This is a genomic window from Paenibacillus sp. FSL W7-1332 (genome assembly GCF_037969785.1).
In the GTDB taxonomy this organism is placed as follows: Bacteria; Bacillota; Bacilli; order Paenibacillales; family Paenibacillaceae; genus Paenibacillus_AQ.
In genome coordinates this window covers 5,718,029-5,744,888 of sequence record NZ_CP150209.1, presented here as the reverse complement: position 1 = coordinate 5,744,888, position 26,860 = coordinate 5,718,029, and the positions used below count along the sequence as shown (strand labels likewise).

General features: G+C 45.5%; 28 protein-coding genes and 1 pseudogene. 19 read left to right on the top strand and 10 right to left on the bottom strand.

All coding sequences use genetic code 11. The annotated features are described in order from the left end of the window. Positions 1–20 precede the first annotated feature (20 nt). Complete coding sequence (locus MKX98_RS25905; protein WP_220684145.1) at positions 21–821, top strand: SDR family oxidoreductase; 801 nt, start codon at positions 21–23, stop codon at positions 819–821. Between the two features lie 365 nt (positions 822–1,186). On the opposite strand, the gene MKX98_RS25900 is transcribed toward MKX98_RS25905, so the two are convergent. Both MKX98_RS25900 and MKX98_RS25895 read right to left on the bottom strand, forming a co-directional pair. Then, positions 1,187–2,173 (bottom strand): MFS transporter, encoded by a 987-nt coding sequence (locus MKX98_RS25900; RefSeq protein WP_339219261.1) that lies wholly within the window; start codon positions 2,171–2,173, stop codon positions 1,187–1,189. Further along, positions 2,151–2,372, bottom strand: a complete 222-nt coding sequence (locus MKX98_RS25895; protein ID WP_339219259.1) for a hypothetical protein — start codon at positions 2,370–2,372, stop codon at positions 2,151–2,153. The genes MKX98_RS25900 and MKX98_RS25895 overlap by 23 nt, the downstream gene beginning before the upstream one ends. A gap of 140 nt (positions 2,373–2,512) precedes the next feature. On the opposite strand from MKX98_RS25895, the gene MKX98_RS25890 reads away from it, so the two are divergent. Together MKX98_RS25890 and MKX98_RS25885 are read left to right on the top strand one after the other, a co-directional pair. Next, positions 2,513–3,115: a TetR/AcrR family transcriptional regulator gene (locus MKX98_RS25890; protein ID WP_194544159.1), complete on the top strand. Its 603-nt coding sequence runs from the start codon at positions 2,513–2,515 to the stop codon at positions 3,113–3,115. Between the two features lie 70 nt (positions 3,116–3,185). Beyond that, positions 3,186–3,367 (top strand): annotated as a pseudogene (locus MKX98_RS25885) (IS5/IS1182 family transposase); the annotation flags it as partial. A 124-nt stretch (positions 3,368–3,491) separates the two neighbouring features. Here the strand turns inward: MKX98_RS25885 and MKX98_RS25880 are convergent. Next, positions 3,492–4,784: an FAD-dependent oxidoreductase gene (locus tag MKX98_RS25880; protein WP_339219255.1), complete on the bottom strand. Its 1,293-nt coding sequence runs from the start codon at positions 4,782–4,784 to the stop codon at positions 3,492–3,494. Between the two features lie 150 nt (positions 4,785–4,934). Between MKX98_RS25880 and MKX98_RS25875 the strand changes: the two genes are divergently transcribed. Continuing rightward, a complete protein-coding gene (locus tag MKX98_RS25875; protein ID WP_194544157.1) occupies positions 4,935–5,546 on the top strand; it encodes a TetR/AcrR family transcriptional regulator in 612 nt (203 codons plus the stop codon). An 866-nt stretch (positions 5,547–6,412) separates the two neighbouring features. Then, on the top strand, positions 6,413–8,143 hold the full coding sequence (gene ilvB / locus MKX98_RS25870; protein ID WP_339219252.1) for a biosynthetic-type acetolactate synthase large subunit: 1,731 nt from the start codon (positions 6,413–6,415) through the stop codon (positions 8,141–8,143). Positions 8,144–8,633: 490 nt separating this feature from the next. Here ilvB and MKX98_RS25865 read toward each other — a convergent pair whose 3' ends face one another. The 4 genes from MKX98_RS25865 to MKX98_RS25850 all read right to left on the bottom strand — a co-directional run bounded on the left by MKX98_RS25865 (position 8,634) and on the right by MKX98_RS25850 (position 10,607). Next, complete coding sequence (locus tag MKX98_RS25865) at positions 8,634–9,182, bottom strand: cupin domain-containing protein (protein ID WP_244235406.1); 549 nt, start codon at positions 9,180–9,182, stop codon at positions 8,634–8,636. A gap of 452 nt (positions 9,183–9,634) precedes the next feature. Then, a complete protein-coding gene (locus tag MKX98_RS25860) occupies positions 9,635–9,913 on the bottom strand; it encodes a hypothetical protein (RefSeq protein WP_339219249.1) in 279 nt (92 codons plus the stop codon). A gap of 116 nt (positions 9,914–10,029) precedes the next feature. Further along, on the bottom strand, positions 10,030–10,161 hold the full coding sequence (locus tag MKX98_RS25855) for a LacI family DNA-binding transcriptional regulator (protein WP_244235408.1): 132 nt from the start codon (positions 10,159–10,161) through the stop codon (positions 10,030–10,032). 161 nt (positions 10,162–10,322) lie between these two features. Further along, positions 10,323–10,607: a DUF2961 domain-containing protein gene (locus MKX98_RS25850; protein WP_339219246.1), complete on the bottom strand. Its 285-nt coding sequence runs from the start codon at positions 10,605–10,607 to the stop codon at positions 10,323–10,325. Positions 10,608–10,781: 174 nt separating this feature from the next. Between MKX98_RS25850 and MKX98_RS25845 the strand changes: the two genes are divergently transcribed. The 3 genes from MKX98_RS25845 to MKX98_RS25835 are packed head-to-tail and all read left to right on the top strand — an operon-like array spanning position 10,782 to position 13,569. Continuing rightward, positions 10,782–11,450: a PadR family transcriptional regulator gene (locus MKX98_RS25845; protein WP_279635510.1), complete on the top strand. Its 669-nt coding sequence runs from the start codon at positions 10,782–10,784 to the stop codon at positions 11,448–11,450. 18 nt (positions 11,451–11,468) lie between these two features. Further along, the gene (locus MKX98_RS25840) at positions 11,469–13,103 is read left to right on the top strand and encodes an FAD-dependent monooxygenase (protein ID WP_339219242.1); all 1,635 of its coding nucleotides are present in this window, start codon (positions 11,469–11,471) and stop codon (positions 13,101–13,103) included. 34 nt (positions 13,104–13,137) lie between these two features. Then, positions 13,138–13,569, top strand: a complete 432-nt coding sequence (locus MKX98_RS25835) for an SRPBCC family protein (RefSeq protein ID WP_339219241.1) — start codon at positions 13,138–13,140, stop codon at positions 13,567–13,569. A gap of 158 nt (positions 13,570–13,727) precedes the next feature. Here the strand turns inward: MKX98_RS25835 and MKX98_RS25830 are convergent, their stop codons facing one another. Next, positions 13,728–14,204 carry a MarR family transcriptional regulator gene (locus MKX98_RS25830; protein ID WP_339219239.1) on the bottom strand — a complete coding sequence of 159 codons (477 nt, stop codon included), beginning with the start codon at positions 14,202–14,204 and terminating at the stop codon, positions 13,728–13,730. Positions 14,205–14,422: 218 nt separating this feature from the next. Here MKX98_RS25830 and MKX98_RS25825 point away from each other — a divergent pair, with 218 nt between their 5' ends. The 8 genes from MKX98_RS25825 to MKX98_RS25790 all read left to right on the top strand — a co-directional run bounded on the left by MKX98_RS25825 (position 14,423) and on the right by MKX98_RS25790 (position 22,260). Further along, entirely contained in the window at positions 14,423–16,471 is a 2,049-nt protein-coding gene (locus MKX98_RS25825; RefSeq protein WP_339219238.1) for a multicopper oxidase domain-containing protein, read from the top strand. 69 nt (positions 16,472–16,540) lie between these two features. Next, positions 16,541–17,512, top strand: coding sequence for an ATP-binding cassette domain-containing protein (locus MKX98_RS25820; protein WP_119846853.1), 972 nt, complete (start codon positions 16,541–16,543; stop codon positions 17,510–17,512). Further along, on the top strand, positions 17,509–18,270 hold the full coding sequence (locus MKX98_RS25815) for an ABC transporter permease (RefSeq protein WP_244235411.1): 762 nt from the start codon (positions 17,509–17,511) through the stop codon (positions 18,268–18,270). The genes MKX98_RS25820 and MKX98_RS25815 overlap by 4 nt, the downstream gene beginning before the upstream one ends. A 70-nt stretch (positions 18,271–18,340) precedes the next feature. Beyond that, entirely contained in the window at positions 18,341–18,745 is a 405-nt protein-coding gene (locus tag MKX98_RS25810; RefSeq protein ID WP_339219234.1) for a hypothetical protein, read from the top strand. A 23-nt stretch (positions 18,746–18,768) separates the two neighbouring features. Further along, a complete protein-coding gene (locus MKX98_RS25805; RefSeq protein ID WP_339224581.1) occupies positions 18,769–19,404 on the top strand; it encodes a LysE family translocator in 636 nt (211 codons plus the stop codon). Between the two features lie 341 nt (positions 19,405–19,745). After that, positions 19,746–20,096, top strand: coding sequence for a VOC family protein (locus tag MKX98_RS25800; protein WP_096776273.1), 351 nt, complete (start codon positions 19,746–19,748; stop codon positions 20,094–20,096). A gap of 65 nt (positions 20,097–20,161) precedes the next feature. After that, positions 20,162–21,532 (top strand): MDR family MFS transporter, encoded by a 1,371-nt coding sequence (locus MKX98_RS25795; protein WP_339219232.1) that lies wholly within the window; start codon positions 20,162–20,164, stop codon positions 21,530–21,532. A gap of 152 nt (positions 21,533–21,684) precedes the next feature. Next, a complete protein-coding gene (locus MKX98_RS25790) occupies positions 21,685–22,260 on the top strand; it encodes a PadR family transcriptional regulator (protein ID WP_339219231.1) in 576 nt (191 codons plus the stop codon). Positions 22,261–22,629: 369 nt separating this feature from the next. On the opposite strand, the gene MKX98_RS25785 is transcribed toward MKX98_RS25790, so the two are convergent. Then, positions 22,630–23,334 (bottom strand): hypothetical protein, encoded by a 705-nt coding sequence (locus MKX98_RS25785; RefSeq protein WP_339219229.1) that lies wholly within the window; start codon positions 23,332–23,334, stop codon positions 22,630–22,632. 341 nt (positions 23,335–23,675) lie between these two features. Here MKX98_RS25785 and MKX98_RS25780 point away from each other — a divergent pair, with 341 nt between their 5' ends. Next, a complete protein-coding gene (locus MKX98_RS25780; protein ID WP_339219227.1) occupies positions 23,676–23,873 on the top strand; it encodes a hypothetical protein in 198 nt (65 codons plus the stop codon). Positions 23,874–24,128: 255 nt separating this feature from the next. Here the strand turns inward: MKX98_RS25780 and MKX98_RS25775 are convergent, their stop codons facing one another. Continuing rightward, positions 24,129–24,767 (bottom strand): TetR/AcrR family transcriptional regulator, encoded by a 639-nt coding sequence (locus MKX98_RS25775; protein WP_339219225.1) that lies wholly within the window; start codon positions 24,765–24,767, stop codon positions 24,129–24,131. Positions 24,768–24,949: 182 nt separating this feature from the next. Here MKX98_RS25775 and MKX98_RS25770 point away from each other — a divergent pair, with 182 nt between their 5' ends. Next, the gene (locus MKX98_RS25770) at positions 24,950–25,708 is read left to right on the top strand and encodes an SDR family oxidoreductase (RefSeq protein WP_220684149.1); all 759 of its coding nucleotides are present in this window, start codon (positions 24,950–24,952) and stop codon (positions 25,706–25,708) included. Positions 25,709–25,881: 173 nt separating this feature from the next. Further along, entirely contained in the window at positions 25,882–26,832 is a 951-nt protein-coding gene (locus MKX98_RS25765; RefSeq protein ID WP_339219222.1) for an NADP-dependent oxidoreductase, read from the top strand. Positions 26,833–26,860 lie beyond the last annotated feature (28 nt).

Genomic DNA, 26,860 nt, shown 5'->3' with positions numbered 1-26,860 from the left:
CTAAATAGGAGGTTTTTTTCTTGATCAAGTATACTTATCGTAACAAGCTAGCAGTAGTCACCGGTGCTTCATCCGGAATAGGGAAAGCGTATGCCAACGAACTGGCGGCACAAGGCTGTCATGTTGTTCTGGCAGCGCGCTCCAAGGACAAACTGGATTCAATGGCCAAGGAAATCAACCGCCAGTATGGCGTACAGGCTTATGCACTCGCTTGCGATTTGTCCAAAGCGAACGCCTCGCGCCAATTGGCCAAACAAATTTCCGAACTGGGCTTGTCCGTGGATATTCTCATCAACAACGCAGGCGTTGGCACCTATGGCCGTTTCGAAGAAATAGACCCGGAGCGCGAGCAGGAGGAGATCATGCTGAACACGGCTGCGTTAGTCGATCTTACGCATCGGTTGCTGCCCGATATGCTGAGGCGAAAGGACGGAGTCATCGTTAACGTGGCATCGATGGCCGCGTTCATGCCTTGTGCTTATTCAGCCGTTTATGGGGCTACCAAAGCATTTGTATTATCCTTCTCCGAGGCGCTATGGGCGGAAGCGCGCGGGAGAGGCGTTCGCGTGCTCGCACTGTGTCCAGGTGCAACCGAGACGGGGTTTTTCGATGCGGTCGGCAGTGAGGAAATGGGGGCGGGCCAAAAGCTCTCGACCCCGGAGAAGGTTGTACAGGCCGGATTTCGCGGGATTGATCAAGGACGCAGCTATATCATCGATGGCCGTAACAATTACCTTATGGGTCAAATGATTCGGTTTTTGAGCAGGCGCAGGGTAGCCTTGTTCATGGAACGCATGTCAAGGCCAAAAAGACACGGATAGCGGGATCCGGTTCTATTGAGGATCTACAGTAAAACGAATTTAGCGGTAATATTGTTTGCATGGTGTGACTTTGATGTATCTGTACAGTAAGGTGCGAATCAGCCAGAGTATGACATTGTCCATAGTGCAGGGTAACAGAATGCTCAAAGTGTCGGATAAAGGAAAAGCCCCTTGCGCTATTGGTTCAGCGGAAGGGGTTAAGCTTAAAAAATGCTTTTCGGTCTCCTCGTTGAAGGCGAGCTCGACGCTGCCGATGTGCTTCCTGTCGTCCAGCATGATCCTCTTCACGATCAGGTGCATTAGGGTCTTGCGCTGCGGGAAGGCCTTTTTGATACGTTCCTACGTACACGGGGATATCCCTAAATTCACCTTAAGCCATTGGCCGGATGCCTGTTCAGATCATCTTGGGAATTATCTGCTCGCGTTGCGAGTATTAGAAAAATGCCGATAACTGACATAACGATGACAATGATAAAGGAGATTGTAAAGTTAGTATTGAAGGATAAAAATCGACTTAAAATAGAAGGACCAAATGCACCTCCTAAAATACTTAAAAGCGTGAAGAGTCCCATCCCGATACCAATCTCCGTCTTTTTCAAGGTCGATGGCACAACATTGGCAGCGGATGATACTAATGTGGTATAGCCGAGCGCAAAGATGAACATGACGATCCCAATGCCGATGGGCATGTCTTGCAAAACCGCCATAAGCAGTGCTCCCAGAATCATAAAACCATGACCAGCTAGGATAATGATCCTGCCATTGTACTTGCGTGAAAGTGCTCCCGTGTAAGGGCCGAACAACGAACCAATCAGTGCGCCTGGGAACATGACGATGCCGATCAGGCTTGCTTGCAAGTTACCGCCCTGTTTTAGAACCAAGGGCAATAAAAATAAAGCGGCCGGATATGCAGATGTGCCTGCAAATACAGAGAGCAAGGAATTTCTGTAGTTTTTGTTAGCGAGTAAAGAGATGGTGATAAAAGGTGCGTTCTTCCCGCGTATGTGGAATGAAAACGCAATAAGCATCAGGACAGCAATTATTAAAAGATAAGGATTTAGGCTGATACCTAGTACCAGAATGCCTACTGCCAAGGAGAATAATATAGCTCCTAAGACATCGAATTTCTCCCCTTGTGCAACATTAGTAGGGAAGTGTTTCACAACAAATGGGATAATAAATACGATCAAGAGAGAAACAACAAAAAGACCGTGCCAACCAAACAGTTGAATAATAAATCCACTGAGGACCGGGGCTACTCCGCCCATCAGCGCGAAAGTAGTAGACACAAGGCTTAATGCTTTGCCTCTGTTCTCGGGTTTGAAATATTTAGGCGGAACTACATATTCCATACGTACCCGAACCTGCTGCTAGTACAACTGCATACAGCGTCGTTACCAGACTGCTTTCGGAAGTGGACAGATGCAAGTCTTTAATAATAAATGGAACAGCAATATTGAACATATAGACATTCATCGTGGCCAATGATGAGGCAATTAATAATAGGGCCAGTAATGCTTTTTCGTTTATAGGTTTTGCGATAGAATCCATCCTCAATCTCCTTCGACCATAGTTCTGTTGAATTTGCACTAAATTTAAATTAATATTAAACGGAGAGCTCTCCTCTTTATATTAAGCGGAGAAGTCTCCACATGTCAATATGAACCAAGTTTAGTATTAGGGGTGTTAACATGTCTGAGGAAATCAAGGTAATTCAGTCGCGAATTGAACGACGTGATGCCGCCGAGAATCGTCAACGAATATTGGTCGCAGCCCATAAACTTTTTGAGCAGAACGGCGTGGACCAGGTAAGTATGAACCAGATCGCAGCGGAAGCCCAGATAGGTCCGGGCACCCTATATCGTCGTTATGCCAATAAAGGTGAATTGTGTTTGGATTTAATAAAAGACAGTGTCCTTCGGTTCTTCGAAGATATTGAGCAGTATCTATTGCAGCATCAGCAAGAGCCGCCGGATCAACGGTTAAAAGGAATTCTCAAAATTTACATGCCTTTCATTGAGAAGAAAGCACAACTGTTAACAGGAGGCAAGGGATCCGCGTCAGCTAAGCGACTTCCGTATCAATCACAGAATCCGCTCTATAACAAAATGCATCAAATCGCAGTCGAGTTATTCGATGAGATGGCAACAGCGGATCATCCAAGCCCAAATAGTATATTCAAAGCAGATATGCTGCTGATCGCCATAAGTATTGATTCATATTTTTATCAAAGGGATGTTCGTGGCTATTCACCCGATGAAATTTTGGAACACCTTTGCTCAACATTCATTTAAAGGGGTTTGATGCAGTTTATAATCTGGATGATCTTCAGCGAAAAAATACTTTACGAAGCAAATTAGTCACCACGTCTGGGCTGATTACTTGGAGGAGGCAGACCACCTCCGCCGTACGGAACAGAACAAACGAATTTACTCTCAACGCATGCCATGCTCGTTTTTGCTTGCATGAACCTCAAAAAGTTAGCCACCTGGCCCTGGAAGTCAGGTGGCCAAGGCCGGCGGTTCAATGGAATTTTCTTTTCATAGCTTTCAAAACAAGACAAACTCCTGAGTTCTATTCGAAACAAAGGAGTTTGTCTGCAATCTGAGAGACTTTCCTTATATTTGAAAATCTCTTTTTACATTCTCATTGGTGCGAAATGAAAGTCTGTTACATAAAATTCTCTTGTAGTAATGCTTTTAATCCTGCTGTATTTATTACATTCCATGGTGTGTTTAATTCTGGCTGAAAGAAGAAGTCGGCATAGGCCAATTGTTCTATTGTGCATCCGGTTTGAATCGCAAGGGAGATCGTATTGATATTAGCAGTCAAATCAACTTCAGACATGATTTGTCCCCCTAAAATCTCTAAAGTTGTTGGATCGTAAACCAGTTTGAGCATAAGGGTCGACTCCGGAGAAAACAGGGCTGTTTCTTGTTCCAAGTAGACGGATTTTATTTCAATGCCAAGCTTTTTTGCCGTTTTATCATTCAAACCAACTGTAGCGAAATAATAATCGAAAATATGCGCACCTGAAGAGCCTTGAACACCAGGAAGCGGATGAATGGCTTCGAATAAGTTTTTTACTGCATAATGTGCTTGACGACGCGCGTTGGTTCCTAATGAAACATTCATCCGCATTTTCCCGGGATTGTACCAAACCGTTGTTGCATCCCCAATGGCAAAAATATCGGGATCACTTGTACGCATGTATTCATCTGTTTTAATTCTGCCATCCGGCAATAATTCCACTGCGCCTCGCAACCATTCCGCGTTGGGACGATTGCCGGCAGACAAGATGACCAGGTCAGCTGAATAGGTGCCTTTTGCAGTTACAACCTCGATGACTCTATCATTTTCATCACCGACAAACTCGATGATCGAGTTGCCTAGTGCCATTTCCACATCTCGATCTTTCATTTCTTTTTCAAGTACATCCGTAAATTCTTTATCTAAATAGGTGCTTAAAGGACGATTGTTGATGTCCATTAACGTAACTTTTTTCCCTGATTCGGCAAATAATGAAGCTGCTCCAGTCCCAATGTATCCTGCGCCAACAATAACAACGTTCTTGATATCTGGATCTGCAGCGTGTTTTCTCATATTGAATATGTCTTGTCGACTGCTCATCGTACCGATGTTTTTAAAATGATGTCCAAGGACAGGAAGAATAAATGGCTTTGCACCTGGACTTAAAATTAACTTGTCATAATCCTCCTTTCGTGTCTCCCCTGTCGCATGATTGAATATTTCCACTTGATGTTTGCCAGGTTCTACTTTAGTTATTTCAGTGTTGCCGAAGATGGATACTCCTTGTTGTTGAATGGATTCAAGCTCCTTGGCCGAAGTGGAGGAGAAGTCTCCTTTGTCATACCATTGAACGTTCGCTTTCGGACACATCAATCGTAACGCTTCAACCGCTTCAATACCCCCGTGCGATGCTCCTAAAACAATAACTTTCATGATTACCTCTCCTTTAAATACATCACTGTATCTAATTTTATAATTAGGATACAATAGTGTATCTTAAAAAGTCAATTAGATACATACATGGATCTTATTTATTTAAGATACAGTTTGCTGTATAATGAACGTACAAGGAGAGAAAGAGTGATGACGGAATCAAATAAAAGCCGCCGCCGCGGCGACCAACTACAAAATGATATTTATGCAGCAACGTATCGTCTGCTGGAGACGGAAGGGTACAGCGCGATTAATTTTGCGCGTATTGCTCGTGAGGCGAATACCAGTCGTTCGGTGGTTTATCGTTATTGGGATACTCCGTTTGATTTAGTGTTTGCAGCTGTCCAACAACGGATGCAACAATCGGAAGAGAAATTCAAGAATTTGGATTTTGACGAAGGCAGTCTCCGTGATCATTTAGTATCTGTTGGTCAGCATTTTATTTTGGAGTCCGACCAAGGACCGTTTAGATTATTTAAAATGCTGTTTTCCGAGATGATTAACCAGCAGGAGCGAGAACGGACAAGCCAGATGTTGGCCGAAGCAACGGCTTCCAATATTAAGATTATGGATTACGTTCTTCAACAGGCCGTACAACGGGGAGAAATCACAAAGCTCCCACCTAAAGCGACCAAACTCATTCTTTTTGAGCAAATTCGTTATACGTTTTTGCTTGAAAATGGATGGGTGTCGCATCAGAAATTGGAAGAGATTGTTGATCATGTGGCGTTGCCGGCAATTTTATATTTTTCGAAACCTTGAATACTCATCTGGAGCATGAAGAGGTTAAACTTAACGGGTACAAGAACTCAATAAATATAACATGAGGAGGTTACAGTGGATCGATCGGCGACCTCGCTCTGCTTATGGGCAGGATTACTTGATCTAGTTGCTGTTGCCTCGCTTTGAGGTGAGATAAATCATTCGGTTTGAAAAAAAGCCGAGTCTGTGCTATTATCAGAAAAATCCAAATATAGCGAAGAAGAGAAGGCTATGCAATAGCGTTTATGTCCAGAGAGCAGAGGGATTGCTGAAACCTCCGTCGTAACGCATGGATAGTGTCGTCTCGGAGCTGTTGACTGAACGTAGAAGGCGTGATAACACGCCCGCAAGTAGGATCAACCGGCCTGGCATCCGTTAACATGCTGCAGGTAAAGCATCGGCTTTACCTCATGAGACTGCAATTGCGAGGTTGCAGTAAACTTGGGTGGTACCGCGATTCCCCTTTCGTCCCAAGGCTTCTAGCAGCTGCTATGAGCCTTGGGAAGGAAGGGGTTATTTGTTTAATACCAGCAGGCGATGAAGAGAAAGCCGACAATGGCGCTTATGCCCAGAGAGCAGAGGAAACGCTGAAACCTTTGCCTTAACCCCTTGTATGGTGTCGTCTCGGAGCTGTTAACCGAAAGCGGCTGGTCTCATGCCATGCCCAAAAGTAGGCTTAACCGAAATGGTGCTCGTTAACGCGCCGCAGGTAAGGCATCGGCCTTACCTCATGAGGCTGCATTCGTGAGAAGGTAGCAAACTTGGGTGGTACCGCGAAAAAATCCCCTTTCGTCCCTGAATGAGCTGACTGTTGTCAGTTTGCTTAGGAGGAGAGGGGATTTTATTTTAACGAAGGAGGCTGCCCGATGGAACAGCAATTAGGAATGACAAATGAAACAACGAAGCCATCAGAGGAATATATCACCGGTTCGGAGGTACTCTTACGCGGCTTGCTGCAGGAGGGCGTAGAGTGCGTATTCGGCTATCCGGGAGGAAATGTGCTCTATATTTACGACGCGATGGTACATCAGCCTGACTTCAAGCATATCTTGACCCGGCACGAACAAGGCGCAATCCACGCGGCGGACGGCTATGCCAGGTCGACCGGGAAGGTTGGGGTATGCATCGCGACATCCGGTCCAGGAGCAACAAATCTGGTGACCGGCATCGCAACCGCCTATATGGATTCGGTGCCGCTGGTTGTCATAACGGGGAACGTATCTACGACTGTCATGGGTACGGATGCTTTTCAGGAAGCGGACATTATTAGCATTACGATGCCGATTACGAAGCACAGCTACACGGTTCGCGATGTACACGACCTTCCTCGCATCATTCATGAAGCTTTCTACATCGCGAATACGGGCCGTAAAGGTCCAGTCTTGATCGATATTCCAAAGGACGTGACCAACCAGCGGATGGCATATCGTCCAGCGGACACGGTTCGGTTGCGCGGATACCATGGAGCCTCGGAGCCGAATCCGGCAGAAATCGATGCGCTGCTTCAGGCGATTGCAGAAGCGCGCAAGCCGGTTATTATCGCAGGCGGCGGCGTTGTCTATTCGAACTCTTCTCAGGAGCTGATCAAATTCGTCCACACTACGCGGATTCCGGTCGCGACGACCCTGCTCGGCCTCGGCGGGTTTCCGAGCGATGACGAGATGTGGCTTGGCATGCTTGGACATCATGGGGTATATGCGGCGAACATGGCGGTGCAGAATGCGGATCTCATTATTTCGATCGGCTCGCGTTTCGATGACCGGGTTACGATGAAACTGGACGGATTTGCGCCTCGGGCCAAACGGATCGCCCATATCGATATCGATCCGGCGGAAATCGGCAAGAACGTCAAGACAGATCTCGCGTGCATCGGAGATATTAAAAACGTGCTGGCTTATGCGAACACGAAAGCGCAAGCAGCTCAGACGGGCAGCTGGCTTGAGCAGCTTCAAGCGTATAAGGTGCAGCATCCGCTTCGATATACCGATTCGGATACTGTCATTAAACCGCAATATGTGCTCGAGATGATTAGCGAGACGACGCAAGGAGATGCGATCATCACAACCGATGTAGGCCAGCACCAAATGTGGACCGCGCAGTTTTACCGCTTTAAGCATCCTCGCTCACTCATCACGTCGGGCGGTCTTGGCACGATGGGCTTTGGCTTCCCGGCTGCGATCGGTGCTAAAGTCGGAAATCCAGATCGTCTCGTCGTCTCGATCAACGGCGACGGGGGCATGCAGATGTGCGCGCAGGAGATGGCGATCTGCGCGATTCATCAGATTCCGGTTAAGATCGTGGTCTTGAACAACCAGGTGCTCGGCATGGTTAAGCAGCAGCAGGAATTGATGTACGAACGACGCTACAGCCAGATTGATCTTTCCGGCAGTCCGGACTTCGTCAAGCTTGCGGAAGCATACGGAATCAAGGGATTAAGAGCAACGAACAAGGCGGAAGCCTCCAAGGTCTGGCTTGAGGCGCTGCAGACGACAGGACCTGTGCTCGTCGAGTTCGTCATCCCGACCAATGAGAACGTATACCCCATGGTGCTTGCCGGCACGCCGCTGGACCAAATGATTCTAGGGTACGACGAATAATTGCGCTGAAGAGATAAAAAATCTGTTTAAAGGAGCGAGGCTACTCATGTACACCGATTGCTTAATACTTTTATGGGTATAATTTAACGGGTAACATTAACGTTCAATGAAAAAGCGAAAGTCTAGGACATTATTTTCTCGTCCATGACTTTCGCTTTTTCGATTTCAAGGGTCAGCTAATACCTTTTTTATGAGGGCTGCGATATGGCAATTCACATCCATTCTATTACTATCGCTGGGTACGAGGTCAAGGTGCCGCAGAGCAGCGTGATTGTCTGTAGGTAATTACTGATTATGAACTGAAACTTTTATTCGTTGTTTAGTTTTAGCATCCGCCCCACAGCTATCATGGAAGTTTACATTCGTCAAGGTGCTTATGGGAATTAAGACTTATTTACAATATTGTCTTAGTTCCCCGCTGTTTTTGACGACTAACATATAAGAGTTAAAACACAATTTTTTTCTAAATAATATCCTCTCACTCATTTAATTAGAATTGGTGGTTTTCTTCCGCTGACATGGCAATTGATTTTGTTTCATGAACTGTACCATATGGATGCTCAGGTGGGGCATAAATAACATAAATTTTAAGCGGTATATTACCCATATTGATAACATTGTGCCATTTTCCCGCGGGTATCATAATGGCATAGTCATCATATGCCATTTCTTGAAAATCTAATTTATCTTTGCTATCACCCATTTGGACAAGTCCCTGTCCTTCTTCAATACGTATGAATTGATCCGTTGTCGGATGTACTTCTAAACCGATATCATCTCCAGCATTAATACTCATAAGAGTAACTTGTAATTGTTCCCCGGTCCATAAAGCAGTGCGGTAAGTATTGTTTAGCTTAGCGGCTTGGTCGATGTTCACAACAAATGGTCTTCGCCCATAATCTCCCAATTTAACGGTTCTAAAATGAGGATTCCATTGGTGATTGTCACGATTGTAAAAATGCGGACATTGCATATAACTCCAATTATTATTGTGCAGTGGATTGTAATACTGATAATTGAAATACGAGTTGCGGTACACTATTCATACCCCTCTCAAATGATTGGTTTTTTTATCCTATGCAGATGCCTATGTAGAGGTTCGCAAATTGGCACGACCTATAGTGGAACCAACGATTTTTCTTTTTTACATAGGGAGAGAGGTTCGTTTCTCTGAACTCGTTCCAATAGCCGTTACACTAGAAATCAACAGAATAAACACTGCACAATATGAAAAAGTAAATGGTACGTGAAGGGAAAGGAATATATCCTTACTAATGTAGCTGCAATCGTGTTTATATCAATGTTGATATTAGTCGAAATCTTACAAGTTCACTGGAATTGTTTTGAAAAGTGGATTAGAAGGCCAGCAATTGTTGTTTTTAAGGGCGGCCAATTAGTGATCCAAATTATGAAGAAACTGAGATTAACTCTGGGTGCGCTGGAGATGAAATGAACAACGCTTGCGGCAACAGGTTGTTTTGGACCAATTAACTACAGGATCGTATCCGCAAAGCTTCTGTCATTTTCCCTGTAATCACCGTCGTTAAATTTGCCGCTATGCAGCAAAGCCTTGCTGGCTCCGTTCAGTCGATCATCGAATCCGGGAACTTGATCATGCGAATAAGTCAATACGACAAAATTTTGATAGCCCCGGGATAATAAGTGATTCACGTCGGTTTGGCCGCATAGGTAATCGTCGACACGGAGCATGCGCGAACTGTAAGATAAATTGTGGCGTCTTATTGTAATGACCGGTACGTTAAGGTTCATTAACTTGGGCAAAATGCAGGGAGTATAAGTCTTCAAAATAACCGTCGTCCGTACTGTCTGTTAATACAAGTCCAATTGTGTGCATTCTGCCAGTGATGAGACTTTGGCTACAGGGTTCACTCGCTTGGTTTTTCTTTCGTCTTCGAGCCCATTTTCTGAAAGTTTCCGTTCAGGAAATGGGAAACCGTTGCAGGAGAAACTCCTGCATCTTTTGCGACTTGAACTAAAGTACCCCTCTTATTAGCCATTTCTATATACCCTTACTTATATTATTGCGATTTTATCGTCGGTTAGCGCGGACGTCTTTTCAAGAACGACTGGTAGTGTAGGAAACGCTTGATGCGGTTCGGTCTGATACCAATAGCAAACGGAGCTCACGTCGTCGCATCTTTCAAATTAGGCTTTTTCCTCATGTCCGATCTGTTGGACGGTGACACACGTAATCCTCTTCAAACAATATGGGGTCAAGAATATGCCAACGATAGAAGCCGTGCATCGGACAATCATCTCCATTGTAAATATGCAATCTCGTATTGTCTGTTACTTGGAAGTGTGGGCAACCCATAAAGGGAGTGGAGCAGGTTTGTTCATGTACCGGGTTATCGTTAGCGTATCTCACGAAGCTCCGAGCACCACTGAAGAAAACCTCCGCACCAGTCCCGCATTCTTGGTAGCCGTCGAGATAAAATTTCACTTTCCCTGCACCATACCAGTAACGCGATATGTTGGCGTAAGGGATTTACCTGTTTTTTGTTGGCTCCCGGGCCTAAGTCCCAAGAGGTCCGAAAATGTAGCACGGGATATACTATGATTTTCATGGTTTTACAATCGATCAACTTAATGGACGCCTTTTTTAACGATTCTTCTGTTGACATGTTATATTATTACTAGTTATATTATGACTATGATAACCAATATCAAAAAATCACCTGTCGCTTTAGCCATCCTTTGTTTCCTTATTGAGGAGCCTATGCATCCGTATCGTATGCAACAGTTAATTAAAGAAAGGGAGAAGGACGAGGTCATTAACGTTCGCCATCGAGCAAGTATTTACCAAACGATTGAACGGTTACATCGAGACAAGGCCATTGCCATTCACGGTAAGAAAAAGAACGAAGGGAGACCGGACTTGGTTGTTTATGAAATTACGGATCTGGGCCATGAAGCTGCCTATACTTGGATTCGTGAAATGATTTCTACACCGGCACAGGAGTTTTTGGAATTTCCCGCTGCTGTTTCTTTTCTGGCGCTGCTCACGCCCGAAGATGTGGCTCTCCTGTTCAAACAACGGGTCAAAGCGCTAGAGAACACACTTGCTCGGCTCAAAGATCAGTTTCAGAAAGGAGCTACGCTAAGACTGCCGAGGCTGTTTTTGTTGGAAAGCGAGTATCAACAAGCTGTGCTTGAAGCTGAAATCGGATGGATCCAATCCGTCATTGTTGATATTGAAGCCCGAAGGCTGACATGGAGCATGGAGGAGCTGCGCAAGAGAAATGAGTCAATCGATAACCGATTAGATGAAAAAGAAATTGAATAACGAAAGGACATGGTCATAATGAATCCGTTAAATTCCACAACGATTGACGAAACGGTACCTGTGCTTATTGTGGGGGGGAGTCTCGTAGGTCTATCCCTTTCCCTGTTTCTGGCTAAACAAGGGATAAAGTCAATCGTCGTCGAACGCCATCCGGGCACGGCCATCCATCCGCGCGTCTCAAGCTTGACTGCCCGCACGATGGAAATCTTTCGCTCTGCCGGAGTTGAAGAGGAGATACGCCATGAAGAACCACCTTTCCCACGGGAATTCGGTATCATGTTTGTCGAGAGTCTGGCCGGGGAAGTATTCGAGAATCTGATGGAAGATATGAGCGCATATTTTACGGATGCCAGTCCTGTTGAAGGAAACGGCATTGCACAAGATTTACTTGAGCCTGTGCTTCGGATGAAGGCTGAACAAGCAGGTGCCGATCTTCAATACAACACGGAAATGATCGGATTCGAAGCAGATGAGCATGGCATCTCGGCGACCATTCGGGATCGCACCAACGGCAAAACACGCCAAATTCGATCCGAGTATATGGTTGGAGCCGACGGAGGCAAAAGTGGTATCCGTGCAGCTTTAGGAATCGGGCAGCATGGAGAGGGGACACTTTTTCATCTGATCAGCGTCATTTTCGAGGCGGACATCCATGATCTCTTCAAGAACCAGAATGCACATATGTGTTTCTTCGCTAATGAAGACGCAAGCGGAAGCCTTGTCTTGTATCCCGGCACAAACAGACGGCCTCATGTATACCGATTGGATGTGATCTATGATCCGGAGGAAGAAACGATTGACGATTACCCGGAAGAGCGATGTATTGCATTAGTAAGGGCAGCTATCGGAATCCCTGACATTCCAGTCAAGTTCAAGAAGGTATTAACCTGGGAAATGGCTGCTCGCGTAGCTGATCGCTTCCAGCAAGACCGTATATTTATCGTTGGTGATGCCGCACGAGTTCAACCTCCCAGCGGCGGCTTGGGAGGCAATACCGGCATTGCCGAGGCACACAACCTCGCTTGGAAGCTGGCTGCCGTGTTGCGCGGTGAAGCTGGCGAGGACTTGCTTGCCACTTACGACATGGAGCGCCGGCCTATAGCGGATTACACCGTGGAACAGGTCGTCATGCTCTCCCAGCAGCGCGAACATGAAGGAACGGATGGAATTACGGTAAACACCCTACATGTCAATATGGGTTATCGCTATCCGGACGGCGCATTCATACCGGAAGGAGAAGGGCAGAACCTCCCCCTTGTACAACAGCCAGAGTCGTGGACGGGTCAGCCAGGAAGCCGCGCTACGCACGTCGTTTTTTTGGAACGTAACGCTCATCGGCTTTCCTCCATCGATCTGTTTGGTTCTCGATTTGTGTTACTCGTTGGATCAGACGGAAAAAACTGGGTGGAGGCTGCTAAACATGTTAAAGATACGCTACGTTTCCCGATAGATATTTATCAGGTTGATGGGCATAATGCTGATTTCAACAATCCTGGGAACGATTTTCTTGATGCATACGGTATAACTTCCACAGGGGCTGTTCTCGTGCGGCCAGACGGGTATATCGGATGGCGAAAACCGGGTACTGGGGAGAATAAGGGGGAAATGGAAAAAATGTTAACCAATGCTCTGTCGACAATCCTTTTTCGTTAAATCAACTACATCAAAAACGAAAGGAATAATAATTATGCTTAAATTTGAATATACCGAAATCTATGATTATCCCGCATCTATCGTTTTTTCACGCCTCGTTGATTTAAAGGGGAGACCTTCCTGGATTAAAGGCATTATGGAGATTCGAGTTACTCCTGAAGGACCTGCTCAGTTGGGGACCAAGTATTTTGAAAGTGGAAAATACTCAGGCTTCAAGAGCGAAAAAAACATGATCGTGACCGAGCTTGTTCAGGATCAATTGTTAACGATGGAGACAGTTCCTGATGAAAAACAATCGTTTCGCGAAAGCTATCGTATTGAGCCGATCTCAGATCAATCTTGCCGTGTTCATTTCTCAATTCAAGTTGACAACGTTCCGAAGGTAGCTGAATTTTTCATGCGTCAATCGATGAAGAAAGAGCAGCGGCAAACAGCTGCTGGCTTAAAAGCTGTCCTTGAGTGTTAACATCCATACGGTCTGCTGCAGTGCAAGAGTGGTTTAGGCTTCAGCATAGCATGCTAAGTATAGGACTAAAATTAGTTCTAAATTTGTAATAGAAATACCTCATCACCCCATTTATCTTAATGATTAAGATAAATGGGGTTGGACTAACGACATCGGCTTTACTGATTCTCTATAGTTGGTTTACGAAGGTCGTCGGTAAGCTTTCGAAGAGATTGACAGGAGAGAATCAAGTAATCGAGTAGGGTCTGTAACTCCTCTTGACTGTACTTTGAGTAGAGTTCAAGCATGGCATCGTTTAACGGAGTGAATGCCTTTTTAATCGTATGCAATTGCGAATAGAGCGGCTCGGCATAGACCACTCTGAGATCGTTAGGATCCTTCGTCCGGCGGATATAGCCCGCTCTTTCTAAGCGATTTAGCACGCTTGTAATAGCACCTGTGGTTAGTCCCGTCCACTCTGCTAGATGTCCTGCAGTGGCTCTTCCTCTGCTTAGAATCAAATCTAAGCACTTATGATCTGTAATGTTAAGGCCAAGATGTCCAGCTATCGCCTGATGAAACATGATAGTTTGAGTGGATAACTGCTTGGAAGCTTCTAAAAGTGACAGATGAAGGTCTGATTGTGTCGGTCGCATAATACATTCCCCTTTAATTTATCTCGATACATAAAGTATAGCATAGAGGATCCATTCACTGAGCGATATACGTTGGGGCAGTCAGAACTAAAAGTTTAAGAACTCTTAATCAGCCTTAAGACCGAGGTAAAGGTAACGACTGATTGATATCATGAAATATATCTTAATAATTAAGATAAATTTCGGGAAAAGAGGGAACCGTCGTGTTCGAATTCCTTATGGGAGTGGAATTTTTGTTATTACTGTTATTAGTGGGTGTCTCAGGGGCTACTGGCTATGCCGCGAATCACCTCAAATATGTTGGAGAGAGTGAATCGAGCTTCCGATTATGGCTAAAAACAGCTAAAGCTGGCGTCTGCATCGGTACCGCCCTCATCATGGTTTGGGCACTGGACATCATGATCATTTTCGTAAATTACGGATGGCTATTTATCATGGACCGGGTCTTGAACCTATTGCCTCTGTTAAGCTTGCCAGCGGCAATTGTGTTGATCTTTGCGCTACCTAACTTATCGAGGGAAACCAATAAAAAGTCTTTACTGTTCTTTATTGTGTCTGTACATGTCATGACTGTGGGAGCAGTACTTGCCTTTTTTTTAGTAACGATAGACATTCCTGCAATTCCTAATACAAAAGATCTTTTGGTTTATGGCGGGGCACTGATCATTTCAGCAGGTCTGCTATGGCTTTACCATGGAAGAAGGATAAGGCTTCTGGAAAATCGTCTTCCACGATATAGAATAAGAATCGTAAGAGGAGCTGTATATTTCGTTTTGGTGTTTGTAGCAGCCATAACAGGATTAGTCGTTTCTCAAAAGATGAGTGAATTTCCTGGCAGAATGAATATGGTCCATCACCATACTGCCGATTTTGGGGGTGGAGATTCCAGCTTAGATAAAAATAAAAATGCCCACCATGACGGTCATGATTCCAATTCAGACAATAAGCCGGTTAGTGTTGTGGGGTTGAAAGGACCTCAAACAGACATTCCTGACAAAAAATACATCCTCTACGCAGAGACAAAGAAGATTCGTCTTGCTTCCGGTAAAACCATTGAAGCATGGACGTTTAACGGTCAGAGCCCAGGCCCGGAGCTTGTCGCCAATGAAGGGGATTTGGTGGAAGTAAAATTAGTGAATAAAAATATCGATAATGGAGTTACCATTCATTGGCACGGAGTTGATGTCCCTAATGGTGAGGATGGAGTTGCCGGGATGACGCAGGATGCCGTAATGCCTGGAGAGTCGTATACCTATCGATTTGTTGTAAAAGAGGTGGGAACCCATTGGTACCATTCCCACCAGCAGTCCTCTATCCAAGTGCAAAAGGGGTTATTCGGGGCATTTATCATACATCCATCCAGTCAACATAAAACAAAAACGATGGATACGACGATTGTGGCTCATGATTGGATCACTCCGGACGGCAGGCATATTCCAGCCCTGGATACGGCAGATACATTCCAAAGGAAAATGGTTAATCCGGGAACACCGGTACGTCTCCGTCTCGTAAATGCGGGTAATTTAACTCGTACGTTTTCCTTGAACGGCGTGCCTTTCAAGGTTGTAGCCATCGATGGGTATGAGATGAATGAGCCAGGTACTCTGACGACTAGTTTATTACGAATCGGAGGAGGGGGACGTTACGATATCGAATTCATCATGCCTGACACCGCCGTTACGCTGGGAATGCTAATGGAAGGCGAACCAATAGGAATCGTGTATAGCCCAGACGGACATGGGGAACGAAATGTGCTCGATGAAGGAGAGATTTTAGATATCACGAAATATGGTTCACCGGCACAGGCTCCATTCAATACCTCCACCGAGTTCGACAGAACGTTTACACTGATTCTTGATCAGACCTATTTTGGTGTCTATAACGGTGAGGCAGGACAACAGTGGGTTATTAACGGAAAAACGTTCCCTGATACCCCGACCCTTATGGTCAAGGAGGGGAATCTGGTGAAGACAACATTTGTAAACCGGAGTTTTGCCGATCACCCGATGCACCTTCATGGACACCATGTCCAAGTCATTAGTAAAAATGGAAAACCGATTAGTGGAAGCCCACTTGTCTTAGATACAGTAAATATTGAACCCGGCGAGAAGATTGAAGTTGCTTTCCTGGCAAATAATCCCGGACTATGGATGGATCACTGCCACAATTTGGATCATGCGTTAAGAGGGATGACGATGCATGTGGCTTATGAAAATGTATACACTCCTTTCGCGATAGGAAGTGAAACGGGTAATAGTCCGGAATAGGCTTGATGCTATCGTAAAGCTTGGGTTTTAAAAGAAGCTGAAAAACAAAGAAAGAAGGGGATAAACATTATGTTCAAATTAATAAGTGTTGAAAGTTTAAGTAAGACTTATGTGAGCAAAAAGGAAAAAATTACTGCTGTTGATAATATCAGCTTTACAGTCGATCAAGGAGAAATTTTTGGTTTTCTTGGACCGAGCGGAGCAGGTAAAACCACTACACAAAGAATACTGACAACATTGTTGCCCATTAGTAGCGGAACAGCTTATATAGCTGGATATAATGTGTTAACCGAAGCCAAAAAAGTCCGTGCAAATATAGGTTATGTTAGTCAGCTAGGTGGTGCGGATCCAAACGCCACAGTACGGGAAAATCTGGAGCTAACAGGAAAATTATATGGGCTATCAAATGATGTTACAGTGCAGAGAATGGAACAATTGAGTAAATTGCTAGATTTTCATGAATTACTTCCGCGCTTTGTTCGTACATTGTCTGGTGGGCAAAAACGCCGTGTAGAGATTGCTCAAGGAATTTTACATGAACCCAAAGTTTTATTTCTTGATGAACCAACAACAGGACTTGATCCACAAAACCGCGCTAATTTATGGCAGCACATTAAAAAATTACGTGACAATGGAATGACCATTTTCCTAACGACTCACTATTTAGAAGAAGCGGACGCGTTATGTGACCGTTTAACTATCATAGACCACGGCAATATTATCGCTGAAGGAACACCTACAGAATTAAAGAAAAAGATTTCGAGTGAAGTTGTTTCAATGGAAATGAAACATCTGCAGGACAGCGAAAAAATGAAACTATTTATTAAACAATTAGAACTTGATAAAGTGACCGAAGCAAATATGAAATTTTCCATTTATACTGACATAGGTGAAGAATTAATTATGGATATTATTAACTTCACAAAAGAACATCAGATTGAATTAGCCAATTTATCGTTATCCATGCCTTCCTTAAATGATGTCTTTTTAACATTAACAGGTAAAGAATTACGTGACGGCGGAAAGGAAGAAGAACAATGATGCAGGTTGTACGGGAAACGAATATTTTCTTTGTTCGGAAATTAAAAGAGTCAGCTCGCCAAATGGTTTGGGTAATCTCAGGTTTGATGACTCCTTTGTTATATATCTTATTATTTAGTCCATTATTGAAAAACATTACCCATCCTGCTATGACTACCGCTCAGGTTTTAGATATGTTTGTGCCGGGCATTTTAGTTCTCTTGGCATTTAGTTCTGGAATGGGGGCTGGATGGTCAATGGTTTTTGACCTAAAAAGTGGGATTATTGAACGTTTACGTGTAACCCCAGCCAGTCGGTTCGCTATGTTAATGGGAGGGGTGTTAAAAGATGTCGTAGCGTTCCTTATTCCAGCAATTATCGTTTTAGCAATCTCAAGTTTATTTGGTTATGAAATGCACTGTGTTGGTATTCTATTACAATTATTATTGCTCTCGGTTCTTACGATGATGGTTTCAGCATGGTCTGGAAGTCTGGGTTTACTTTTCCAAGATGTGGGTGGGGTTGCTGCCGTAGTAACAAGTTTACAATTACCGTTAACCTTACTTTCCGGAATTTTATTACCAATGTCATTTGGACCAAAGTGGTTACAAGTACTCGCCCATGTCAATCCGCTATATTATGGAGTAGAAGCATCCAAAAAATTAGCGGAAGGATCAATTATAAACCAATCAGTTTTCGTAGGATTTATTGTCATTGCGGTTATTACGATTATCACATTGATTTGGTCAACTCGCGTTTACAACAAGGCTATTGCATAAGATTTTAATGGAGTGGTAAAGTAATGAATTGAATAATTCTTTCTTCCATTATTTATGTTGAAAGTCATCTTTGGCTGCGGTTGCTTCGCTATTGATATTGAATCCCAAGATTCGGCAGATGAAATTTATGAACGATACCGGTAGTTGGAACACCGATCCAGCCTACCCGGACGGGTATTTTATTGGATTGGATTACTTATCTAGAAGCGGGAGCCAGTGGTCACTGGATATTTGGTTCGTTGATGATCCTGAGAAACAACCTGATCTGCGGCATATTCGTACGTTGCCCGGTCGTCTTCATGAAGAGGCGGTTCTCTCTATCCTGCGGATCAAAACTGTCTGGGCATCGAGAGCCGAGTATGGTAAACAGGTAAAAAGCTTTGATATCTATACGGCTGTATTAGATCATAAAGTGAGCACACCCGCTGAATTTGAACAATGGCTGCAAAACCGCAACAACAATATATCATCTTGAATGCTTTTGAAGGGGGAAGCCTGATGCCGGATTTTTCAACTTTACTGGGGTATGTTATCGTTGTCATTCTTCTATTTTTAATTCCAGGACCTGCCGTTCTTCTTACCATTACTCGTACCGTTCAAAACGGGCGAAAAGGAGGCATTATGGCAGGGCTTGGCATCGCAATCGGAGATTTTCTTCACACCATACTTGCTACTGTCGGGCTTTCCACTATACTGATGACCTCTGCTCTAGCTTTCAATATTGTTAAATATGCAGGAGCGGTATACTTACTATATTTAGGAATTCGAGAAATGATGAGTAAGCCATCAGATCCACAACTTCCAAAGGTTAAATCGGCAGGAGCTTTAAAGTCATTCTTTTCGGCAACTGTTGCAGAAGTTCTTAATCCAAAGACAGCGCTGTTTTTTCTGGCTTTTTTGCCTCAATTTGTTCATCACGAACGAGGTCAAGTCACCACGCAGTTTTTGATCCTTGGTGTTGTCTTTGTGATTTTAAGTGCATTGTATACAACCTCAATTGTACTAGGTATCTCTGCGCTTGGAAAACTGGTTAAAGGGAGGACATGGATAAGCCGGTTAAGCCGCCTAAGTGGCAAATTCGTCGGAGCAATTTATATCGGACTAGGCCTAAAGGTTGCATTCCAAAGACAGTAATGATGCAATAACGTCAAGATTGAAGGCCGCCCTTTAGTGATATCGTCAAGTAGACAGTGGAATAAAACAAAATGTCTAAACAGCCTTAGCTCGAGCTTCCCATCGGGCTAAGGCTGTTTTAGTCTAGCATACTTCTCCCATCTTTGAGAAAGGCACATCACGTGCGGCAGGATCGAGGGCGACGCAAGGCTGCCCGGATAGACAGAGCGCCCTTTGGGGGCGTTCTCTTTTTTGCGTATCTCGTCACCATTTTCCCGAAAAATATATCAATAAAATATATTTACTTATTATATTATTTTGATATAATAAAATCGATCAATCGAATAAGGAGGAAATATAAGATGTTCAAAAGCGGCAATGTGACTGTAATGGTAGCGGATATGAAAGAGGCAGTGAAATTTTATACCGAAACCTTGGGATTGGAGCTGCAGCACGGTGACGGGCATTTTGCGCAAATCGCGGCACCTGGATTGACGATCGGTCTCCTGCATCTTGCCGGAGAACAAGGTTCCCTTCCGGAAAAATCGGGCAGCATGACCATAGGGTTTGAGGTGGAGGACATGGAGTCAGCCATCGAAACGCTGAGAACCAGCGGCGTTCAATTCCACGATTCCGTGGAAGGCAAGGAGGCTAATGTCGTGCATTTCAACGATCCTCAAGGCAATACTCTTTACTTGGTTTGCAATCGTTAAGCCAAAGGGCGGCATAAAAAATGTAAGGAGGCGTTTTTCGCATGGCCTCGAAAACCAAGGTCAACATGGTTGTCGCCGGCCTGCTGGCGGCGATGTTTATTGGCGCGTTGGATGCGACCGTCGTCGCCACCGCTACCCCGCATATGATCAAGGATTTGCACGGCGAGACGCTGTTCAGTTGGGTGTTTGCGGTTTATACGTTGACCACCTGCGTGGCAACCCCCATTTTCGGCAAGCTAGCCGATTTATTCGGGCGCAAACCCGTGTTCGCCGCGGGCATCGGTTTATTCGTGCTCGGTTCCATCTTGTGCGGAGCCGCGCAATCGATGACAGGGCTCATTTGGTTCCGGGCTTTGCAAGGATTTGGCGCCGGGGCGCTTGCGCCCGTGTGCTTTACCGTCATCGGCGATTTGTTCTCGGGTAAGCAGCGCGGCAAAATGATGGGTGTCTTTTCGTCCGTTTGGTCCGTGGCCGGCCTTCTCGGCCCGCTAATCGGAGGTTACTTCGTCGATCAAGTTTCCTGGCGATGGATCTTCTACATCAACGTGCCGATCGGCATCATCGCCCTGCTGCTGGTCGTCGTATTTCTGCACCAGCCGATCGAACGTCAGGCGAAAAAAATCGATTACCTCGGCGCGATTATGTTTACCATTGCCTTCTCCGCGCTGTTGTATGCGCTACTGAGCGGCGGGTCCCGGCATACCTGGGATTCCCCGGTGATCGTGGGGCTGTTCGCGGCATCGGCCGTATGTTTTATGTTGTTCCTCTGGATTGAAAAACGGGCGGAGGAACCGATGATCCCGTTATCGATTTTCCGGATCCGCGTATTGAACGTCACCAATATCAGCGGTTTTCTGACGTTCAGCATTACGATGGGGTTGACGGTGTACTCGCCGATCTGGATTCAATCCGTGCTAGGCAATTCCGCGACAAGCTCGGGTCTGATTGCTATGCCGATGTCGCTGGCCTGGCCGCTCGCCTCCAACATCGCCGGCCGGATCATGTACCGGGTCGGAGTGAAGGCATCGATCGTATTCGGCTCTTCGCTGGTCGTGGCAGGCTCCATCTGGCTGATTGCGCTTCAGATGAACTCGCCCTACGTATTTTGGATCGGTATCCTCGTGCTAATCGGACTGGGAATGGGGTTCGTTGCGACGCCCTCCACCGTTGTCGTGCAATCGGTCGTCGGCTGGGAAAAACGCGGCGTCGCCAACGCTTCCAGCATGCTGGCCCGTGCGCTGGGCCAAACGGTCGGCATCGCGGTATTCGGCACGATTTACAACCAGTATGTAACCATAATCGGCTCCAAAACGGAGCTGACTGCCGGAATGCATGCCGTTTTTCTGCTCATGTTGGGGATCGCGATTGCGAACCTGCTCGCCGTATCATTCCTGCCGAAGCACCGCCAAGTGATGGCGCAGCAGCATTCGGCGTAACGGCAGGGTGACAAAGCGAAATACCGGAACCGGCCGCAAACGGATGCGGCCAGGAAAAGCCGCGACCTGCGGCTTTTCTGTTTTTTCAGGCAGCCGTATGTTATACTGTTGTTTGCTTAAAAGCAGTAAAACCTACAAGGGGGGCCTTTCGTTTGTACGAATTGTTCATACTCGGCGAATTGATGAATAACCCGATGCACGGCTATTTGCTGCATCAAATTTTGAACGGGATCGTTGGTCCTACGCGAAAAGTCAGCTGGGGGGCGATTTATCCGCTGATCCACGGCATGCTTGCGGACGGGCTGATCGAACAGGTTCCCGATGAGCAACCGGAGGGTGCCAAACAAGGAAGAGGAAAAAAAATAAAGACTTACAAACTTACGGACGAAGGCAGAATACGTTTTTTTCGGTTGATGGAAGAACCGATTCCATATTCGCCGGATTACGAGCTGCATTTTTATACGAAACTGAAAAATTTTGAACTGATCAGCAAGGAATTACAGTTTTTAATTTTGCATCAATACAAAGATTACCTGCGTTATGAAATCCGTCACGAGGAAGAACGGTTGGAATATGCTAGCAAAGACGAACGGATTCCTGGGGGGGAGCAGAAATATATTCAGATCTTCTTCCGGCATCGGCTGGAAAAGCTTCGATTTGATGAAACGTGGGTTATGCAGTTAATCGAGAGCCAGCGCGTGGATGGACAAGGGCTTGAGCGGGAGTGAAATTGAAAGGCTAATCATTAATAGGATGGGGGGCGAGCTAAAAAGGTTGGCCCCTTTGTTTATTCCTCACGCGCTTTTATTTTCTGGCTCTTCGGAAAATTTCGTTGAAAGTCATTCAATATAACATAGTGATCTAAAATCGGATTATAAAGTTCCTGTCGATGACTTGTCAGTGATCTACTCGCTATTGAAGGTTATGGAAGGGGCGATGGGCGGCGCCGTGTCGCCTTGCATTTCCGTTTTAGACTGACCCCATTATATTAACCGACGGCAGTCCCGAACGAGAAAATAAAGTATCAGACTGCCGCTGTGCTGTTGAACTAACGTTTCCCGTTAGTTAGGAGCAGCAACAAGTATTTACGCTATATATTAAAGAAATTTGAGCCAGGCATGACCTTCTGGGAATTGCCGGTTTAGAGAAGATTTCAGCCATGCTTTTTCTTGTGGTAGAAGTGACGGAAGCATCGTTTGGAAATCATTATAATCCTTTTCCCGTACTTGCGAACTACCTGCTTTATGGAGAAGTTGGATTTCAGGTCTTAAATAAGGTATGCCTTCAACAGTTTTCAAACAAATTTGATCAAGTGGTCTTCTGACTGATTTATCTCTCTTATAAGTCCAAAAATTCTCTTCGGTATCAATTATCATAATTTGAAATGCCCAAGGCGTTTCACTACTCTTACTAACCCAAATGTCTTCGGTAGAGTCCAAATACTCTCCATCTTCCCAAAGATCAAGCTTACCATCCTGAGCCTTGTATAACATCCAATCACGTTTTAAATTCTGATAAGCGATTAATTGCTCATCTCGAGTGATAATAACATCTATATCGCTATGTTCCCTTGTTTGCTTACATAGATGCAAATCTAAAGCCCAACCTCCAGCGATACACCAATGAAGCGGCATGTCAGAAAAAACTTTATTTATTTCCGGCACAGTTATTGGCATCCAATTACTTATATCCGTCCTCAAATCAGTTCCTCCCATTACATCTATAGTTTTAGGTTTTCTCAATCCTACGCTATCATCATTCGTTTGCGTAATGATCAATAAGGGATATTTATAGCTTATCAATAGGAAAGTACAAATACAATTCACCATTATTATCTTTAGGATTGTAGAACTTTTGAATTGCCCCGACGACTTGATAATTGTTCTTTGGTAAGTAGTCCGCTAGAGAACATCCTGGCGCGTTTTCAGGTGGGAAATATCCAAATCGTCCAATACGACAAGGAGCCGACTTTAGATAAAAGCTCATCTGAACAAGCAGCGTGCGATGTCTCCCGTAAGGTTCAGTTGCAGGAAGGTCCTAATCTGACTGTAGAAGAGGCTCGTGCCATATTAGAGCTAACTTCCCGGCCCCATCTTGGCTGGCAGATTACAAGTACGTCAACACATTCATTCATGGCGTTAACATGGCGGAAGTACAGTTTAATAAAGGTGAGGAAACTGTTAACTTCCTAATTTCCAAGGGTGGCGAAAACGGCATCGGTACCACAGGCGAAGTGAAAAAAAGAAGTAATCAAGGGAACCACGGTTTACTTCGCAAATGGGATTGTGGTTTGGGAGAAGAATGGCTTTACGGTAGAGCTGTATGCACAGGCCGATTTTGATACGGCGACGCTGGGCTAAATAATTGAAAGCTTCAAGGTTGGCACACCTCTGAAGAAGGAAGACATCGAGAAAGCAAGGGAAAAAATGCAAAACACACCTCCAACAGAAGGTGCTGGCCCAGCCCCAGCTTCTAACTAAAAGAGGATGTAAAGTCGAACATTATAATTTTTATAGAAAGGGATTCCTTTTTCTTGACGTCCTTCGACCTATCCTACGTTCAGCGAAACACAACGGAATCGGATATGGCCCTTCACTTATGAAATGGCTTGCAAAATATGAACGATCTTCCTTTCCATGTCGGAGTCGTCAATCATCTTCAGATATTCAGGTTTGAGCAATTGATACTGCTTCATGTAATAGAAATCCATTATCGCTTGTTTCAAGGTGATATCATACTGAATCGAAAAGGACGGCTCGATAAAGCGTCGCAGCACAGCGTCATCTTGAACCATAAACAATACGGCATTCAATCTGTTGAAAATCTGTTGCTCCATACCGGATTCAAAAAAAGTTTGTAAGCTTTTATTCCGATTTTGTAGGGCAACGGACAGATTCTCAAAATGGTGCGGATAAAATTCCTTCAGGTCTTGCAAGAACAAATCAGAGATATACGCGGCACACATCAAAGATTGTAAAAATGTTAACTGAAAACGATCCAAAAAAGAGACGGAATCGTCTTTGACAACGGTGTCGGCCTTCTTCGAATAATCAATGTAATAATCAACGACTTGTTCGATGATGTCGTCTTTGGAGGAAAAATGCTTATATAGTGTCACTTTGCTGATATCCATATATTTTGCGAGATCGTCGACTTTCAGTTGGCTGAATTTTGTTTTTCTTATAACGGGCTTTATTTTTTCTACATATGTCTCTACACTCACGGCTTTTCTCACGGATAAGTGCCTCCCTTTAATGCCTCTCGAACTTAGTATAACAAACTTGCTGCCTTTCATGTATTAAATTAATTAAATGAACAAAATTAATAAAATTAGTTTACTTATTAAATCTATTGCTATATAATCGGTCCTGTACCTAATCATCCGATTACGGATTAACCAAAGGGAGGACGATTCAAATGGAACCATTCAGTAAAGGCAAATTCGCTGACAAAAAGGTCGTGATCACGGGAGGTAGCAGCGGAATCGGCCTTGCGACGGCGAAGTTGCTAGTGGATGAAGGCGCGCGCGTTCTGATTACTGGACGTACTCAGGCGACGCTGGATGCGGCTCGTGAACAACTCGGCAACAACGCAATCGCGGTCTTAAGCGATGCCGCCTCATTGAAGGATATCGCCGCATTAGCCGATCGAGTGAAGGCTGAATTTGGAACAATAGATGCCCTGTTCGTTAACGCTGGTGTCACGGGGTTTGTCCCTTTCGAGGCAATGACCGAAGAAAAATACGACGAGATACTTACAATCAATGCCAAAGGACCGTACTTTACGGTGCAGAAACTCGCTCCGTTGTTAGGCTCAGGTAGCGGGGTAGTCCTTACCACCTCAATCGTGAACGTAGTGGGTCTCCCAATGCTCAGTGCTTACGCAGCTAGTAAGGCGGCGCTGCGCTCCATGACTCGAGGTCTGGCGCGCGAGTTATTACCTCGAAATATTCGCGTCAACGCAGTCAGCCCCGGCGTCATTGACACAGGTATCATGGAAAAGTCAATGCCGGAAGAAGCTGCCGAGCAGACAAAGGCACAGATGAGACAGCAGATCCCAATGCTGCGTTTAGGCGATCCAGTTGAGGTAGCCAAGGCTGTTGCATTCCTAGCATTTGAGGCCACCTATACCACCGGGGCTGAGTTCCCTGTCGATGGAGGCGGCTCCCAGATCTAAGCTCCTCCGTTCGCACACCTGACTCTTAAAGGGAGGGCAGGGGGCATAGCTTCACCTCATGACACCCTGCCTTCTAGTAACTTATAGTTTAGGATTTCGTTGTTTTCCTTGGAAGACCGTTCGAAATTACAGAGAACATGATTTTTATCAGAGCAAAATAGAGGGGCATCACAATGGAGAATACCATGCGGACAATCCGGTTCCACGAATACGGGGAACCAGCTGATGTCTTGTGCTTGGAGGAGGTGGCGATCCCAGAGCCACGGCCGGGACGCATTCGCGTGAGAGTACGCGCTTGCGGCTTAAATCCGGTTGACTGGGTGACGTGCCAAGGCCACTTTGCCGGTCAACTGCCCTTGCCTCGCGGAATCGGGTTGGACGTGGCAGGTATTGTAGACGCAATCGGAGAGGGCATAACCGATGTTGCCATCGGCGATTCCGTTCTGGGTGCCGCAGATTTCATGAATGGATCGAGCGCTGGTGCGTCCGACCGAGCTATTATGTACTACTGGTTCCGCATGCCGGCCGGACTCGACTTTGTTCAAGCTGCAGCGTTGCCAATGGCAGTCGAAACCGCTTACCGAGGCATTGATACTCTTGGGGTGAAATCGGGTCAGATCGTACTCGTGCACGGAGCCGGCACCACGGTAGGGTTCGCCGCCGTTCAAATTGCCCTCATGCGCGGTGCCCGCGTGATCGCAACCGCTGGTCCCACCTACGCCGACAAGCTCCGCTCAATGGGAGCGTTGGTGACGTCGTACGGTGATGGAATGGTCGAACGAGTGACCGAACTGGCAAAGCAGCCGGTTGATCTCGCCCTGGATACCGCGCCAATCAGCGGTTCATTGAAAGATCTGGTCCAAATCGTCAACGGGCATCCCCAGCATGTCCTAACCGTCAGCGATTTCGCCGCAGCCGCTGAACTTGGCGTTCGTACCAGCTATGGAGAACTGCATACCGCACGTTATGACGTTGTCGGCGACTTTGCTGGGTACGCAGCGGACGGCAAGTTCACGATTCCGGTCGCGAAGACTTTCGAACTCGACGAATGGCGTTCAGCTGTCGAAATCAGCCAGAGCGGGGGTGCCCACGGCAAACTGATCCTCCTGCCCGACACTGACTGATGAGCACATATAACCGATGAAATTCTAA